This is a genomic window from Tatumella citrea (genome assembly GCF_002163585.1).
In the GTDB taxonomy this organism is placed as follows: Bacteria; Pseudomonadota; Gammaproteobacteria; order Enterobacterales; family Enterobacteriaceae; genus Tatumella; species Tatumella citrea.
In genome coordinates this window covers 1,300,500-1,316,228 of the sequence record NZ_CP015579.1, presented here as the reverse complement: position 1 = coordinate 1,316,228, position 15,729 = coordinate 1,300,500, and the positions used below count along the sequence as shown (strand labels likewise).

Genomic DNA, 15,729 nt, shown 5'->3' with positions numbered 1-15,729 from the left:
ATTTAATCCAAAATGCTTATTTATAGCCAGTGGAAAAACAGATATAAAACATGGTTTATTGATCTAAGTCGTTATTTGTCGATAAAAAGTTTGTTAGGTGAAAACGTACTCTGTAAAACAATCAAAAATCAGAGAGCAGTGTAAAAGAAGCGTAACAGAGAACCATTCAGTTCCATTGAGAAATAAAGGGTGTGGCTTTAATACCCCTGTTTTATGGACTACAAAAACAGCTTAACGGATTGTGATTAATTTAGATATATTTCATTTACAGTTTAATGATATTTCAACAACAAAATATATCCGGATTCGCAGAGGAACAATCTTTTACGCTGTTATTACAACCGGTTAATCTTTATCGTAAGACAACCCGCCCGGAGTTTCTGCAGGCAAAAAAAACCACCGGTCCAGCCGGTGGTTTTCTGATAACTCAACTAATTAACGGGCAGGTAAAACTGCTTTCACTGCATCGCCAATGTCTGCCAGGCTATGAACAGTTTTTACGCCTGCGGCTTCCAGCGCAGCAAACTTCTCATCTGCTGTCCCTTTACCACCAGCAATGATGGCGCCTGCATGGCCCATACGTTTGCCTTTTGGTGCAGTGACACCAGCGATATAGCTGACAACAGGCTTGGTAACATGTTCTTTAATATAGGCAGCCGCTTCTTCCTCAGCACTTCCGCCGATTTCACCAATCATGACGATAGCTTCAGTCTGTGGGTCCTGTTCAAACATTTTCAGGATGTCGATAAAGTTTGAACCAGGAATCGGGTCACCACCGATACCTACACAGGTAGACTGGCCATAGCCAATATCTGTGGTTTGCTTAACTGCTTCATAGGTCAGAGTCCCTGAACGGGAAACGATACCTACGCGGCCTGGCAGATGGATATGGCCTGGCATAATACCAATTTTACATTCACCCGGAGTGATAACTCCCGGGCAGTTTGGACCGATCATCCGCACACCGGCTTCATCCAGCTTCACTTTTACTGTCAGCATATCCAGAGTTGGGATACCTTCAGTAATCGTGATGATCAGTTTAATACCAGCATCAATAGCTTCAAGGATACTGTCTTTACAGAAAGGCGCAGGCACATAGATAACTGACGCAGTAGCACCGGTCTGCTCTACAGCTTCACGTACAGTATTAAATACCGGCAGTCCAAGGTGAGTGGTTCCGCCTTTGCCTGGCGTAACACCGCCAACCATCTGAGTTCCATAGGCAATCGCCTGTTCAGAGTGGAAAGTCCCCTGCCCGCCAGTGAAGCCCTGACAAATAACTTTGGTATTTTTATCGATCAGAATTGACATTATTTGCCCTCCGCTGCTGCAACCACGCGTTGAGCCGCGTCAGTCAGACTGGTTGCTGCAATAATATTTAAACCACTTTCTGCCAGTTTTTTCGCGCCCAGCTCTGCGTTGTTTCCTTCCAGACGCACCACCACAGGCACATTCACGCCCACTTCGGCAACAGCACCGATGATACCGTCAGCAATCAGGTCACAACGTACAATGCCGCCGAAAATGTTAACAAATACAGCTTTCACGGCACTGTCAGACAGAATAATTTTAAAGGCTTCGGTCACACGCTCTTTCGTCGCGCCGCCACCAACATCCAGGAAGTTAGCTGGCTGTCCGCCATGGTGTTTAACGATATCCATGGTACCCATCGCCAGTCCGGCACCATTAACCATACAGCCAATGTTGCCTTCCAGAGCCACGTAGTTCAGTTCCCATTGTGCAGCCTGAGCTTCACGGGCATCTTCCTGGCTTGGATCATGCATTTCACGCAGTTCCGGCTGACGGAACATCGCATTACTGTCGATGCTCAGTTTGCCATCCAGGCAGATCAGATCGCCGGTTTTGGTGATAACCAGAGGGTTAATTTCAACCAGTGCCAGATCACGTTCCAGGAACAGGGTTGCCAGGCCCATATAGATCTTAGCAAACTGGCTGACTTGTTTACCCTGCAGGCCCAGTTTGAAAGCCAGTTCACGACCTTGATAAGGCATCGGGCCAGTCAGTGGGTCAATCGCCATTTTATGGATCAGGTGCGGAGTCTCTTCAGCAACCTTTTCGATTTCAACACCACCTTCGGTAGAAGCCATAAATACGATACGACGGCTGCTACGATCGACAACTGCGCCCAGGTAAAGCTCTTTATCAATATCAGTGGCGGCTTCAACCAGAATCTGATTAACCGGCTGACCTGCTGCATCAGTCTGGTAAGTCACCAGATTTTTACCTAACCAGCTCTCCGCAAATGCGCGGATATCTTCTTTGCTGTTGACGACTTTAACGCCGCCAGCTTTACCACGCCCACCGGCATGGACCTGACATTTTACCACCCATGGGCCGGCACCGATTTTCGAAGCAGCTTCTTCGGCTTCACGTGGCGTAGTGCAGGCATACCCAACAGGAGCAGGTAAACCGTACCGGGCAAACAGTTGTTTTGCCTGATATTCATGTAGATTCATGATGTTCTGTCCATTCAGTTCTGAAAAGAAAAAAAACAGGCGCGTCACAGACGCGCCAGGCTAAAAATCAGACATCCAGCAGCAGGCGAGCCGGATCTTCCAGCAGCTCTTTAATGGCAACCAGGTAACCCACAGACTCGCGTCCGTCGATTAAACGGTGATCATAAGAAAGTGCCAGATACATCATTGGCAGGATCACCACCTGACCATTAACGGCCATTGGACGATCTTTGATCGCATGCATCCCAAGGATGGCGCTCTGTGGCGGGTTAATGATTGGCGTAGACATCAGCGATCCAAACACCCCGCCGTTGGTAATAGTAAAGTTACCGCCGGTCAGCTCTTCAACAGTCAGTTTGCCGTCACGACCTTTAATCGCCAGCTCTTTAATTTTCTTCTCAATTTCGGCCATGCTTAATGCATCAACGTCACGCAGTACCGGAGTTACCAGTCCACGCGGAGTAGAAACCGCAATGCTGACATCGAAGTAGTTATGGTAAACGACATCATCGCCATCGATAGAAGCATTGACTTCCGGATAACGTTTCAGTGCTTCAACCACTGCTTTGATATAGAACGACATAAAGCCCAGACGCACGCCATGGCGCTTCTCAAAAACTTCACCATATTGTTTTCTGAGATTCATGATCGGCTGCATGTTAATTTCATTGAAGGTCGTTAACATGGCGGTGCTGTTTTTGGCTTCCAGCAGACGTTCTGCCACACGCTTACGTAAACGCGTCATTGGAACACGTTTTTCGCTGCGATTCGCCAGAGCCGGTTGTGCAGCTGGTGCTGCGCTGGCTGCGGCTGGTTTGTCCTGTTTCTGCTGGCCTGCGAGATGTTTCTCGATATCTTCACGGGTCAGACGACCGCCTACACCGCTGCCTTTAATTTGTGAAGCATCCAGAGAATGCTCGGCAATTAGCCGACGAATAGCCGGACTCAGAGTATCGTTGGACTCTTCTTCCAGTGACGCGGTCTGGCGTTGTGCCGGAGTCGATTCAGTGGCCTCGGTCTTCACCGCAGATTCTTTACCGTTGCTGTTGCCTTCTTTCAGACGGCCGAGCAACTGACGTGAAGTCACTGTTGCACCTTCATCTTCCAGTACCGCTTCCAGTACCCCGTCAGCCACAGCCGGCACTTCAAGGATAACTTTGTCGGTTTCAATTTCTACCAGCACTTCATCGCGCTGGACGCTATCGCCCGGTTTTTTATGCCATGTAGCCACGGTGGCATCGGCAACAGATTCCGGTAAATCGGGAACGAGAATATCTAAGCTACTCATTGTCTTTCCTTATAATCAATCGACGTTCAGCGCATCATTAACCAGATCTTGCTGCTGCTGCTGGTGAACAGACATATAACCCACAGCAGGCGAGGCTGATGCAGGACGACCTGCATAGCGCAATGACGCTCCCTGCGGTACAACTTCACGGAAATTATGCTGACAGGAATACCACGCGCCCTGATTCAGCGGCTCTTCCTGACACCACACAAAATCAGTTACATGTGAATACGCCTGCAGGATTTCCTGCACAACCTGATGCGGGAACGGATACAGTTGCTCAATACGAATAATGGCGACATCCTGCTGACCATTCTTACGACGCTGCTCAAGTAAATCGTAATAAACCTTGCCGGCGCACATCACCACACGACGGACATTTTTAGGATCCAGCTCATCAATCTCGCCAATCGCCGGCATAAAACTGCCCTCTGCCAGTTCATCCAACCCGGATATTGCCAGCGGATGGCGCAGCAGAGATTTAGGCGACATCACAATCAACGGACGGCGCATACCTCGCAGCGCCTGGCGACGAAGCATGTGATAGACCTGAGCCGGTGTTGAAGGTACGCAAACCTGCATATTCTGCTCAGCACAGAGTTGCAGATAGCGCTCAAGACGGGCAGATGAGTGCTCAGGCCCCTGACCTTCATAGCCATGTGGCAACAACATCACAAGACCACACATCCGGCCCCATTTCTGTTCGCCTGAACTGATGAACTGGTCAATCACCACCTGTGCACCGTTGGCAAAATCACCAAACTGCGCTTCCCAGATAGTCAGCGTACGCGGTTCTGCAGTGGCATAACCATATTCAAATGCCAGTACCGCCTCTTCAGACAGGACCGAATCCCAGACCTTAAATTTACCCTGGCCATTATGGATGTGTTGCAGCGGAGTATAGGTTGAACCATTAATCTGGTTATGAATAACCGCATGACGGTGGAAGAAGGTCCCGCGTCCGGTATCTTCACCGGATAAACGAATCGGCACGCCTTCATCTACCAGAGTGGCATAGGCCAGGTTCTCAGCCCCGCCCCAGTCGAACGGTTTGCTGCCTTCCGCCATTTCCTGACGATCACGATAGATTTTCAACACCCTGGACTGGGCTTCAATCCCTTCGGGAATCTGGCTGATTCGTCTTGCCAGTTCCTGCAGCCGTTTTTTATCAACGGTCGCCGGATAGGTTTCATCCCATTCGTGGTTAAGATACGGTGACCAGGTATAAGTATTGAGACTCATCGGACGCCACTCTTCCACCACACACTCTCCGGCGTCAAGGGCATCGCGGTACAGGTTCACCATTTCTGTCGCATCTTCACCGTTGATCACCCCTTCTTCCTGCAGGCGATCGGCATAGATTTTGCGAGGCGTTGGATGTTTTTTGATTTTCTTATACATGACTGGCTGAGTTGCACTTGGCTCATCAGCTTCGTTATGACCATGGCGGCGATAACACACCAGATCGATAAATACGTCACGTTTAAAGGTATTGCGATAATCCAGTGCCAGACGTGTGACAAAAGCCACCGCTTCCGGATCATCCGCATTCACATGGAAAATCGGTGCCAGCACCATTTTCCCGATATCAGTACAATACGGGGTTGAACGGGCATCGTGTGGGTTAGAGGTGGTGAATCCCACCTGATTGTTGATAACAATCCGTACAGTCCCGCCGACTTCATAACCACGCGCCTGAGACATATTCAGAGTTTCCTGAACTACCCCCTGGCCGGTCACTGCTGCATCACCATGAATAGTGACAGGCAGAACCTGGTCAATTGACGGCTGTGCCAGGCGATCCAGACGAGCACGAACAGAGCCCATCACTACAGGGCTGACAATTTCCAGATGCGACGGGTTAAAAGCCAGAGCCAGATGCACCAGTCCGCCTTCAGTTTCGACGTCTGATGAAAAGCCCATATGGTATTTTACGTCACCGGTGCCCAGGTGCTCTTTGTGTTTCCCGGCAAACTCATCGAACAAATCCTGAGTTTTCTTACCGAGGACATTAATCAGTACATTCAGACGGCCACGGTGTGCCATCCCCAGTACCACTTCTTTGGTGCCGTGTTTTCCTGCATGGCGAATCATTTCACGCAGCATAGGAATTAAAGCGTCACCACCTTCCAGTGAGAAACGTTTAGCTCCGGGAAATTTTGCCCCAAGGTATTTTTCCATACCTTCGGCCGCGGTCAGCTCTTTCAGAAAGCCTTTTTTCTCAGCCTGAGTAAAGCTGGCATGCCCCACAACCGATTCAATTCTTTGCTGGATCCAGCGTTTCTCTTCGGTGTTGTTGATATGCATATATTCAGCACCGATTGAACCACAGTAGGTTTGTTTCAGCGCTTCATATAAATCGGCAAGCTTCATGGTGTCTTTGCCAATCGCAAAGGAACCGACATTAAAGGTTTCGCCGAAATCTTCTGCGGTCAACTCGTGAAATGCAGGGTCCAGATCAGGGACCGGCTCCTGTTTCCAAAGCCCTAACGGGTCAAGATTAGCCTGCTGATGTCCGCGAAACCGGAAAGCATTGATTAACTGCAATACTTTTACCTGCCGTGAATTGGCAGCCGGGTCGGTGACAGAGGAAGTATAGCGGGTTGAATCTTTCGCCAGTCTGCGGAAATACTCACGGGTCGTCGAATGAAACTGTTCCGGACGAAGGTCATTAGCCGGAAACTGGTCAAACAGTTCCCGCCAGACAGGTTCCACAGAATCAGGGCTGGTGAGGTAGTCCTCATACAACTGTTCTATGTAAGACTGGTTCGCGCCCGCCAGCCAGGAAGAATCCAGCCAGGGTTTCATTGCACTGTTCTGCATGGTGATCCCTTATGCATTATCATGCTTTTCGTAGTTGTTGTTGCCGTTTTCACGGATGTTCCGGGACAATGCGTCGGCCGATGAATGCCATTCCGCAGTAAAAACTGCATATTAGTTCATCCGGTCATTTCAGACACTCAGTCAGGAGCTAACCTTTCTCCTGAATGACTGTCTGCTGTGACCATCACCCTGTTTTATACCATTAAACAAGGTGTTATGGACATGCAAGATTACTTTCAACAGCCACACTGCCTCACAGGTTCAACGAAGCGAACACAGAAAATCTTCCTTTGTCCGCAAGGGAACCTTTGTAAACCTTTTATCGTCCTGAATCAGAGATAAAAGATTTAAAGAGGTTTCCATGAAGTACCGGGAAGCATTGGCTTCCCGGTAGCGATATCATGCACCACGTTGCAATAGCATAGACTTAATATGGCCAATTGCGCGGGTCGGGTTCAGTCCTTTTGGACAAACATTCACACAATTCATAATGCTGTGGCAGCGGAACACACTGAATGCATCATCCAAATCATCCAGACGCGCATCTGTTTCAGTATCACGGCTATCAATCAGGAAACGATACGCCGCCAGTAAACCGGCAGGCCCGACAAATTTGTCAGGGTTCCACCAGAATGACGGGCAGGATGTAGAACAGCAGGCACATAGAATACATTCATACAATCCGTCAAGATGAGCGCGCTCATCCGGTGACTGAAGGTTTTCACGGGCCGGTGGATTACGGTCATTATTTTGCAGGAAAGGCTTAATTTTTTCGTACTGGGCGTAGAACTGCCCCATATCCACCACCAGATCACGGATGACCGGCAGACCCGGTAAAGGACGGATAACAATTTTACCTTTTCCACGCAAAGTCGAGACCGGCGTAATACATGCCAGACCGTTTTTACCGTTCATATTTACGCCGTCAGATCCACAAACACCTTCGCGGCATGAGCGGCGAAAAGCCAGGGTCGGGTCCTGTTCTTTCAGGCGGATAAGCGCGTCCAGCAACATCATATCCCTGCCATCTTCTGCCTCCAGCGTGTAATCCTGCATCCGAGGGGCATCATCAACTTCAGGGTTATACCGGTACAGCGAAAATTCTAGTTTCATTTGTCTCTCTCCACCGATTAATAAGTACGAATTTTCGGCGGAAACGCCGGACGTAACTTAGGCTGCATGTTGACTTCACGTCTTGTCATGCTCTCGGTTTGTGGCAAATACAGGCTATGGCACAACCAGTTTTCATCATCCCGATCCGGGAAGTCGAAGCGGCTATGGGCACCACGGCTTTCAGTACGATAGTTCGCAGCCACAGCGGTGGCATAGGCGGTTTCCATCAGATTATCCAGCTCCAGACACTCAACACGTTGAGTATTGAAATCCGGGGAACGGTCATCAAGACGTGCCGACTTAAGACGCTCGCGAATCTGTTTCAGCTCTTCCAGTCCTTTTGCCATTGCATCACCTTCGCGGAATACCGAGAAGTTGTGCTGCATACAGGTTTGTAAGGCTTTACGAATTTCCGCAGGATCTTCGCCGCTGGTGTTATTATCCCAACGCTGATAACGCTCAAGAGCTGCGTTGATCTCTTCTTCACTGGCATCGGCCAGAGGGCCTTGTTCTTCAATACACTCAAGCAAATGCAGCCCGGCCGCACGACCAAACACCACCAGGTCCAGCAGGGAGTTGCCGCCCAGGCGGTTTGCACCATGTACTGAAACGCAGGCAATTTCGCCCACCGCAAACAGGCCCGGAATCACAACATCGTTGCCATTCTCATCGATATTCAGTGCCTGACCGGTCACGCGGGTCGGAATACCACCCATCATATAGTGACAGGTCGGGATGACCGGAATCGGTTCCTTCACCGGATCGACATGGGCGAAGGTACGGGATAATTCCAGAATTCCCGGTAAACGAGACTCCAGAACTTCTTTACCTAAATGGTCGAGTTTCAGTTTCAGGTGAGGTCCCCACGGACCGTCGCAACCACGGCCTTCACGAATCTCAATCATCATTGAACGGGCAACCACATCACGGCCAGCCAGGTCTTTGGCATTCGGTGCATAACGTTCCATAAAACGCTCACCGTGCTTGTTCAGCAAATACCCGCCTTCCCCACGGCAACCTTCTGTCACCAGAACACCGGCTCCGGCAATGCCCGTAGGATGGAACTGCCACATTTCCATGTCCTGAACAGGAACTCCGGCGCGCAACGCCATCCCGACACCGTCACCGGTGTTAATATGAGCATTGGTGGTTGACTGATAAATACGTCCGGCACCGCCGGTCGCCAGGATGGTGGCTTTTGCTTTGAAATAAACTACTTCACCGGTTTCGATGCACAACGCAGTACAGCCGACGATGGCACCATCATGATTTTTCACCAGATCCAGTGCGTACCATTCGGAGAAAATAGTCGTTTTATTCTTCAGGTTCTGCTGATAAAGGGTGTGTAATAAAGCATGGCCGGTACGGTCAGCTGCTGCCGCAGTTCGGGCTGCCTGCTCACCGCCAAAATTTTTAGACTGGCCGCCAAACGGACGCTGATAGACACGGCCATCATCCAGACGGGAAAACGGCAGTCCCATATGCTCCAGTTCCAGAATCGCTTCCGGTCCGGTCTTACACATATACTCGATAGCATCCTGGTCACCAATGTAGTCAGACCCCTTTACGGTGTCATACATGTGCCATTCCCAGTTATCTTCATGGGTATTCCCCAGCGCAACGGTGATACCGCCCTGCGCAGATACTGTATGCGAACGGGTAGGAAAAACTTTTGATAACAGGGCACAGCTCTGCCCTGACTGAGAAATCTGTAGTGCTGCACGCATACCTGCGCCGCCGGCACCAATAACTACGGCATCAAACTCTCTGACTGGCAAACTCATTTACACACCCCACACGATAATCGTTCCGTAAATCGCATACGTTAATAACGCCAGGACAACCAGGCCCTGCACTACCAGCCGTAATGCTACATTTTTGACATAATCGGTCAGCACCTGCCACATACCGATCCAGCCATGAATCAGAATCGAAAATAACGTCAGAAGAGTGAATACACGGGTGAATGTTGCAGAGAAGAAACCGTGCCAGACATCAAAGGTGATGTGACTGGTAAAAATAAAGAAACCCAGTATATAGACTACATAGAGGGCAATGACTATTGCAGCACCCCGCAGCAGTAACCAGTCATGAATACCGTTACGGCCCAGTGCAGATGCGTTAGTTACCATACAAGAACTCCCGCCAGAACAGAAAGAACAACAGTGATCCCAAAAGTGACCTGAGCAGAACGGGTACCCGCTGCCAGTGTCTCTTCGAGAAAGCCAAAATCCATCAACAGATGGCGAATACCGCCGGCAATGTGATACGCAAGTGCCGTCAGAATGCCCCAGACAATGAACCTGACCACGAAACCACTCATGATTGCCGCGGCCTGTTGAAAACCTTCAGGGGAGGAGAGAGATAATCCAAGTAACCAGAGCAGGATACCGACAGCGACAAACGTAATCACGCCGGATACGCGGTGGAGGATGGATGCTATTGCAGTCAAGGGAAACTTGATCGTTGAGAGATCCAGATTGACAGGTCTTTGTTTTTTCAAGGTTTTGCCCACACAGCTCTTTATTATTTTAGCTTCCTCCGGTCCTGCAGGAACGTTAAAGACAGCCTGTAGCCTGACTTTTCCGACCCCCTGACAGTAACATCCAGTGTTAAATGACGCGTAAAAACGCTGGGTGACTCCTGATTGCAGGTGATTCCGGAGACCTTCGTAAAGTATAGGTTGATCACATTCTGATTACAATTACCCTACAAACTGTTTGGGTAAATTTCGGCAGAAGAGTGATCATCATCACGATACTATCAACTTAGCCGACACCTCCGGGTAAATTTACATTAAATAAACATTTTTTTTACATATTTGTTCGGGAAATCGTTATCATAGTCTTACGTTGATCAGGATAGACTTTCCGATAACCGTAAGTTATATAACTGTTCGGAAGCACATCGCTTAGGCAATTATTATAGAGACATCTCAATGCCAAAATTCAGCGGGCAATCACAATCATAGACCTTCCTGCGGTCACAGGTTTTTTAAAAAATGTAATCAACCTGAGCAGTAAAGAATGTGAGGTATGTTTTTTTTCAGGCCAGTATTGCGCATATTTTGGCGTTCTTGATGGTTGCAATGAGACGCTAAAGGAGACCAAAATGACAGATAAGAAAGTGACGTTAACCCTGGAGGGAACAACGTCTGTAGAGCTCGATGTCCTCAAAGGTACACTGGGCCAGGATGTGGTAGATGTTCGTGCTCTGGGGAATAGCGGATTATATACTTTTGACCCGGGATTCACCTCCACAGCCTCCTGTGAATCAAAGATCACTTTCATCGATGGTGATGAGGGGATTCTGTTACATCGTGGTTACCCTATTTCACAATTAGCGACAAATTCCACCTACCTGGAAGTCTGTTATATCCTGCTGTATGGCGAAGCCCCGACTCCTGAACAGTATGAACAATTCAAAATCACTGTTACCCGCCATACCATGATTCATGAGCAGATCACCCGTCTGTTCCACGGCTTCCGCCGGGATTCACACCCGATGGCAGTTATGTGCGGAGTGACCGGTGCGCTGGCAGCGTTCTATCATGACTCGCTGGATGTAAATAACGAGCGTCACCGTGATATTGCCGCCTATCGCCTGCTGTCAAAAATGCCTACCGTTGCAGCGATGTGCTACAAATATTCGTTAGGTCAACCGTTTATCTACCCACGTAATGATCTCTCATACGCGGGCAATTTCCTGCATATGATGTTTGCGACTCCCTGTGAAGACTATGTAGTCAACCCTGTGCTGGAAAGAGCGATGGACAGAATACTGATTCTGCACGCCGATCATGAGCAAAATGCCTCAACTTCCACAGTACGTACTGCTGGTTCATCCGGTGCCAACCCGTTTGCCTGTATCGCGGCAGGGATTGCTTCTTTGTGGGGACCAGCTCATGGCGGTGCCAACGAAGCAACTTTGCGAATGCTGGAAGAGATTGAAACCGTCGATCATATCCCTGAATTTATCCGTCGTGCCAAAGATAAAAACGATTCATTCCGCCTGATGGGCTTTGGCCACCGCGTCTATAAAAATTATGATCCACGAGCTACCGTGATGCGTGAAACCTGTCACGAAGTTCTGAAAGAACTGAATATGAAGGATGATTTGCTGGAAGTAGCAATGGCCCTGGAACATATTGCGCTCAACGACCCGTATTTTATTGAACGTAAACTGTACCCGAACGTCGATTTCTACTCCGGATTGATTCTTAAGGCGATGGGAATCCCGACCTCCATGTTTACCGTCATTTTCGCAATGGCCCGTACAGTTGGCTGGATAGCTCACTGGATTGAAATGCATGAAGAAGGCATGAAAATCGCCCGTCCACGTCAGTTGTATACTGGCTATACCGAGCGTGAGTTCCAGTCCAGACTTAAAAAGTAAGCCTGCGAAGGTGCCCCCGGGCACCTTCATTCCGTCAGCCGGTAAACAACGTTTGCAGAACTTTGCGCATCGGTGTTTTATCGGCTGAAATATCAAACCAGTACGCCAGATTCAGCGCTCCCTGATTAACCAGCATATTCAACCCGTTAAGCGTTTCGCATCCTTTGTCAGCTGCTGCACGTAACAGAGCTGTTTGTGGCGGATTAGGAATCACATCAGCAACGAATAACTTCGCAGGCAGGCTGTCTGTATCAATATCCGGCATGGCATCCGCATCATCCAGCCCGACAGAAGTAGCATTCACCAGAATATCGAAGTCATTATCAATCTTTAGTCCGGGCGTCCATTCAGCATAGTTTGCTGTTGCATCGGTATTATTATTGATAAGCTCTGCTAAATCTTGTCCCTTCGCTTTATCACGATTGAAGATAGTGATTTCACGGACACCCGCCAGGGCAGATTCGACAGCAATAGCCCGAGCTGCGCCGCCCGCCCCCAGAAGAGCCAGTTTTTTACCCTGTGGATCAATCTGCTGTTTCAGGGCTTCCACAAATCCTTTACCGTCGGTGTTTTCACCTGTCAGCTTACCGTCACGGATAATCACGCAGTTAACAGCCCCAATAACTTTTGCTGACGTGCCGACTTCATCAATGTATTTCAGAATGGTTTGTTTATTTGGAATTGAGCAGTTGAAACCTCGCCAGCCCATCGCTTTAGCGCCGGCAACGGCCATTTCAAGCTGCTGCTGTCCGACATCACAGTTAATATAGCGGGCGTTGATTCCCTGATGGCGATATGCTTCTTCCATCATTGCTACGGTCGGGTTTTCATTGCAGGGGGAGGAAAAAGACCCCGTAAGATCGCTGAGAAAATTTTGTTGTTCAGCCATTATTTGCTCCTGATTTTTATCGGGTCATTTAAGGGTTGGACAAAATAATAACACCAGATTCCTGAATAATTAGCTTGTTGATCATAGCATTAATTAACTGAACCTACCAAACCCCGGCATCCCTGCCGATGGTAGTTGGTATAAACAGCACAAAAAATTATGCAGAAATACTAATATTTTCACGCCGGAAAGCGGCATTCAGTTCGCGGGCAAATTCCACAGCATGCTCGCCATCACCATGCAGGCAAACTGTTTCAGCATTCACTTTTACCCGTTCACCACTCACTGCTATTACTTCTCCACGGCTAACCATCATCAGTGTCTGTGCAATAGCCTGCTCTGCACTCGTCAGTAAATCGCCAGGCTGACCACGCGGTACCAGTTGCCCGTTAGCGGTGTAACCGCGATCGGCAAACACTTCTTCGCGGGTAGTCAGGCCATAATGGCGACCCGCGTTTATCAGTTCACTGTTCGCCAGCCCAACCAGTACCAGCGATGAGTCAACCGCAGCCACTGCACGGGCGATAGCATCAGCCAGTTCAGGTTCACGGGCGGCCTGGTTATACAACATGCCATGAGGCTTCACATGCGATAGTCGCACTCCTTCACTAACTGCCATTGCCTGTAATGCCCCAATCTGGAACAGTTGCTGGGCATAAACCTCAGCCGGTGGCAGTGTCATGGCCGTTCTGCCGAAGTTTTCCCGGTCAGGAAAGGACGGGTGAGCACCAATATTTACCTGATACTCTTTCGCCCAGCGTACTGACTGCAACATTGTCTGTGCATCCCCGGCGTGAAAACCGCAAGCAATATTCGCCGAGCTCACCAGTTGCAGTAGCTGCTGATCGAATTTCCCGCCTTCACCCAGGTCGGCATTTAAATCTATTTTCATGACCCGATAAGTCCCCATTTCATCATATCCAGCGCATGTTGCTGGTGCTGTTTAGCCTGCCTGGCTTCGTCTAACGTACAATAAATAAAGTGAACCGGTTCTCCCGGACGGATTTGCGCAAGATGATATAAATCAGCAGAGATAACGACCCCGATACGTGGGTATCCTCCGGTAGTCTGGGCATCTGACATCAGCACGACTGGCTGTCCACCATTAGTCACCTGAACAGTCCCCGGCACTACTGCATGCGATAGCAATTCCCTTGGTTTGCTGCGCTGCAGGGTCCTGCCCTGCAAACGGTAACCCATCCGGTTACTCTGTGGCGACAATACCCAGCCGGTTCTCCAGAATGCCTGTTGTGCTTCCCTACTAAATTCCCGGTATTCTGGCCCTGGCAACACGCGGATGCGATTCCCCCACAGTAATTGCCTGACCCCGACACTTTGTGAAAAATTATGGGTAGGCAAATTTAGCGGCAACATATCTCCGTCGCGCAGATACCTGCCCTGCCAGCCCCCGAAACCGCCCTTCACGTCCGTGCTACAGGATCCCATCACTGGTGAAATATCAAAGCCGCCGTTCACCGCCAGATAACTGCGAACACCACGAATAGCCCGGGTTAGTGTCAGAATCTGCCCCTGGCGGGCCGGAATTCTCCAACCAGTCCACACGGCCTTACCATCCAGTTCTGCGTGGCACCCGGCTCCTGTGAGAGCAAACCAGCTGTCCCGTTCAAACCGAAACTGGCACTGCCCCAGGGTAATTTCTAACACAGCACTGTCAGCAGCATTACCCGCCAGCAGATTCGCGGTTTCCATCGCCGGTCTGTCCATCACACCGGTAAGACTGATCCCCGACTGACCATAGCCAGGACGCCCGAAATCCTGTACCGACGTCGCCATCCCGGCACGAATGACAGTTAACATTGCCCCTCCTTTTGCGGAACAAAACGAACCCGATCTCCCGGTGCCAACAGCACCGGTGGCGTGCGTTGCGGCATAAACAGCGACAGCGTTGTTCGGCCTATCAGTTGCCAGCCCCCCGGCGCTACCAGCGGATAGATGCCTGTCTGGCTGCCCCCAATACCAACACTTCCCGCCGTCACAGCAACACGAGGCTCAGCACGACGTGGGCAATGAATTTTAGGATCAAGCCCGGCAAGATAAGGAAATCCCGGCTGGAAGCCAATGCAATACACGGTGTACAGAACGGAACTATGCAGTTCAACCACCTGAGAGGCTGACAGCTGGCAGTTGCGGGCAACATCCTGCAGATCAGGTCCGGCTTCTTTGCCGTAAACCACCGGGATATCAATAGTTCGCGAAGGTGGGATTTCTGCATCACTCTCATCCCACCAGACATTTAACTGCAGTAATAGCGCACTGGCATCGTCAGGAATATTATGAAAAATCACCGTCAGATTATTCATGCCAGGCACAACCTCCCGTACCTGTTCAAGCGAGGTAAGACGGCGTGCCAGGCCCCATATTCGTTGTTGGGCTTCCAGGGTCACCGGCGGAGATAACTCCAGAACCGCTGCCTGCTCGCCCAGCATATAAAATCTGATTTGCTGCACTACCTTGCCTCCACTGAGATCTTTTCGTTCTGCATCTGAGAGGGCTGCCGGAATCGCCACACGGAGCAGAACAGTTGCTAACTGTTATCCGCAACCCGGCGATAAGTGTCAATAATTTTAATTACCGGTTTGATTTACAGCGAGTTTTAGAATCAGTGTGCAGGCAGTAATTGCTGTTAAAATGCGGGAAAAGGCCAGGAACCTGCGGGCTGGAGAGGGAAAAGGTGAAGCATGAGCTCTGCTTCACCGCTGATACTGCGTCTGTCTGGTGTCAGT

The 15,729-nt window shown here is 49.8% G+C and carries 13 protein-coding genes; 1 reads left to right on the top strand and 12 read right to left on the bottom strand.

Annotated elements, in window-relative coordinates; all coding sequences use genetic code 11:
• Positions 1 to 435: 435 nt before the first annotated feature.
• The 8 genes from sucD to sdhC all read right to left on the bottom strand — a co-directional run bounded on the left by sucD (position 436) and on the right by sdhC (position 10,216).
• Positions 436 to 1,311, bottom strand: coding sequence for a succinate--CoA ligase subunit alpha (gene sucD / locus A7K98_RS06290; RefSeq protein WP_087487784.1), 876 nt, complete (start codon positions 1,309 to 1,311; stop codon positions 436 to 438).
• Positions 1,311 to 2,477 (bottom strand): ADP-forming succinate--CoA ligase subunit beta, encoded by a 1,167-nt coding sequence (sucC, locus tag A7K98_RS06285; protein WP_087490389.1) that lies wholly within the window; start codon positions 2,475 to 2,477, stop codon positions 1,311 to 1,313. The genes sucD and sucC overlap by 1 nt, the downstream gene beginning before the upstream one ends.
• 67 nt (positions 2,478 to 2,544) lie before the next feature.
• Positions 2,545 to 3,765, bottom strand: a complete 1,221-nt coding sequence (gene odhB / locus A7K98_RS06280) for a 2-oxoglutarate dehydrogenase complex dihydrolipoyllysine-residue succinyltransferase (RefSeq protein ID WP_087487783.1) — start codon at positions 3,763 to 3,765, stop codon at positions 2,545 to 2,547.
• 15 nt (positions 3,766 to 3,780) lie between these two features.
• Positions 3,781 to 6,588 (bottom strand): 2-oxoglutarate dehydrogenase E1 component, encoded by a 2,808-nt coding sequence (sucA, locus tag A7K98_RS06275; RefSeq protein ID WP_087487782.1) that lies wholly within the window; start codon positions 6,586 to 6,588, stop codon positions 3,781 to 3,783.
• A gap of 399 nt (positions 6,589 to 6,987) precedes the next feature.
• Entirely contained in the window at positions 6,988 to 7,701 is a 714-nt protein-coding gene (locus A7K98_RS06270; RefSeq protein WP_087487781.1) for a succinate dehydrogenase iron-sulfur subunit, read from the bottom strand.
• A gap of 17 nt (positions 7,702 to 7,718) precedes the next feature.
• The gene (gene sdhA, locus A7K98_RS06265) at positions 7,719 to 9,485 is read right to left on the bottom strand and encodes a succinate dehydrogenase flavoprotein subunit (RefSeq protein ID WP_087487780.1); all 1,767 of its coding nucleotides are present in this window, start codon (positions 9,483 to 9,485) and stop codon (positions 7,719 to 7,721) included.
• The gene (sdhD, locus tag A7K98_RS06260) at positions 9,486 to 9,833 is read right to left on the bottom strand and encodes a succinate dehydrogenase membrane anchor subunit (protein ID WP_038019165.1); all 348 of its coding nucleotides are present in this window, start codon (positions 9,831 to 9,833) and stop codon (positions 9,486 to 9,488) included.
• A complete protein-coding gene (gene sdhC / locus A7K98_RS06255; RefSeq protein WP_087487779.1) occupies positions 9,827 to 10,216 on the bottom strand; it encodes a succinate dehydrogenase cytochrome b556 subunit in 390 nt (129 codons plus the stop codon). Before sdhC ends, sdhD begins: the two co-directional genes overlap by 7 nt.
• A gap of 596 nt (positions 10,217 to 10,812) precedes the next feature.
• Here sdhC and A7K98_RS06250 point away from each other — a divergent pair.
• Positions 10,813 to 12,096, top strand: coding sequence for a citrate synthase (locus A7K98_RS06250; protein ID WP_087487778.1), 1,284 nt, complete (start codon positions 10,813 to 10,815; stop codon positions 12,094 to 12,096).
• Between the two features lie 34 nt (positions 12,097 to 12,130).
• On the opposite strand, the gene aroE is transcribed toward A7K98_RS06250, so the two are convergent.
• The 4 genes from aroE to pxpB form a co-directional block, all read right to left on the bottom strand.
• Complete coding sequence (gene aroE, locus A7K98_RS06245; RefSeq protein WP_087487777.1) at positions 12,131 to 12,985, bottom strand: shikimate dehydrogenase; 855 nt, start codon at positions 12,983 to 12,985, stop codon at positions 12,131 to 12,133.
• A gap of 157 nt (positions 12,986 to 13,142) precedes the next feature.
• Complete coding sequence (pxpA, locus tag A7K98_RS06240; protein ID WP_087487776.1) at positions 13,143 to 13,877, bottom strand: 5-oxoprolinase subunit PxpA; 735 nt, start codon at positions 13,875 to 13,877, stop codon at positions 13,143 to 13,145.
• Positions 13,874 to 14,803 carry a 5-oxoprolinase subunit PxpC gene (pxpC, locus tag A7K98_RS06235; RefSeq protein WP_087487775.1) on the bottom strand — a complete coding sequence of 310 codons (930 nt, stop codon included), beginning with the start codon at positions 14,801 to 14,803 and terminating at the stop codon, positions 13,874 to 13,876. Before pxpC ends, pxpA begins: the two co-directional genes overlap by 4 nt.
• Positions 14,797 to 15,453, bottom strand: a complete 657-nt coding sequence (pxpB, locus tag A7K98_RS06230; protein ID WP_087490388.1) for a 5-oxoprolinase subunit PxpB — start codon at positions 15,451 to 15,453, stop codon at positions 14,797 to 14,799. The genes pxpC and pxpB overlap by 7 nt, the downstream gene beginning before the upstream one ends.
• Between the last annotated feature and the right edge of the window lie 276 nt (positions 15,454 to 15,729).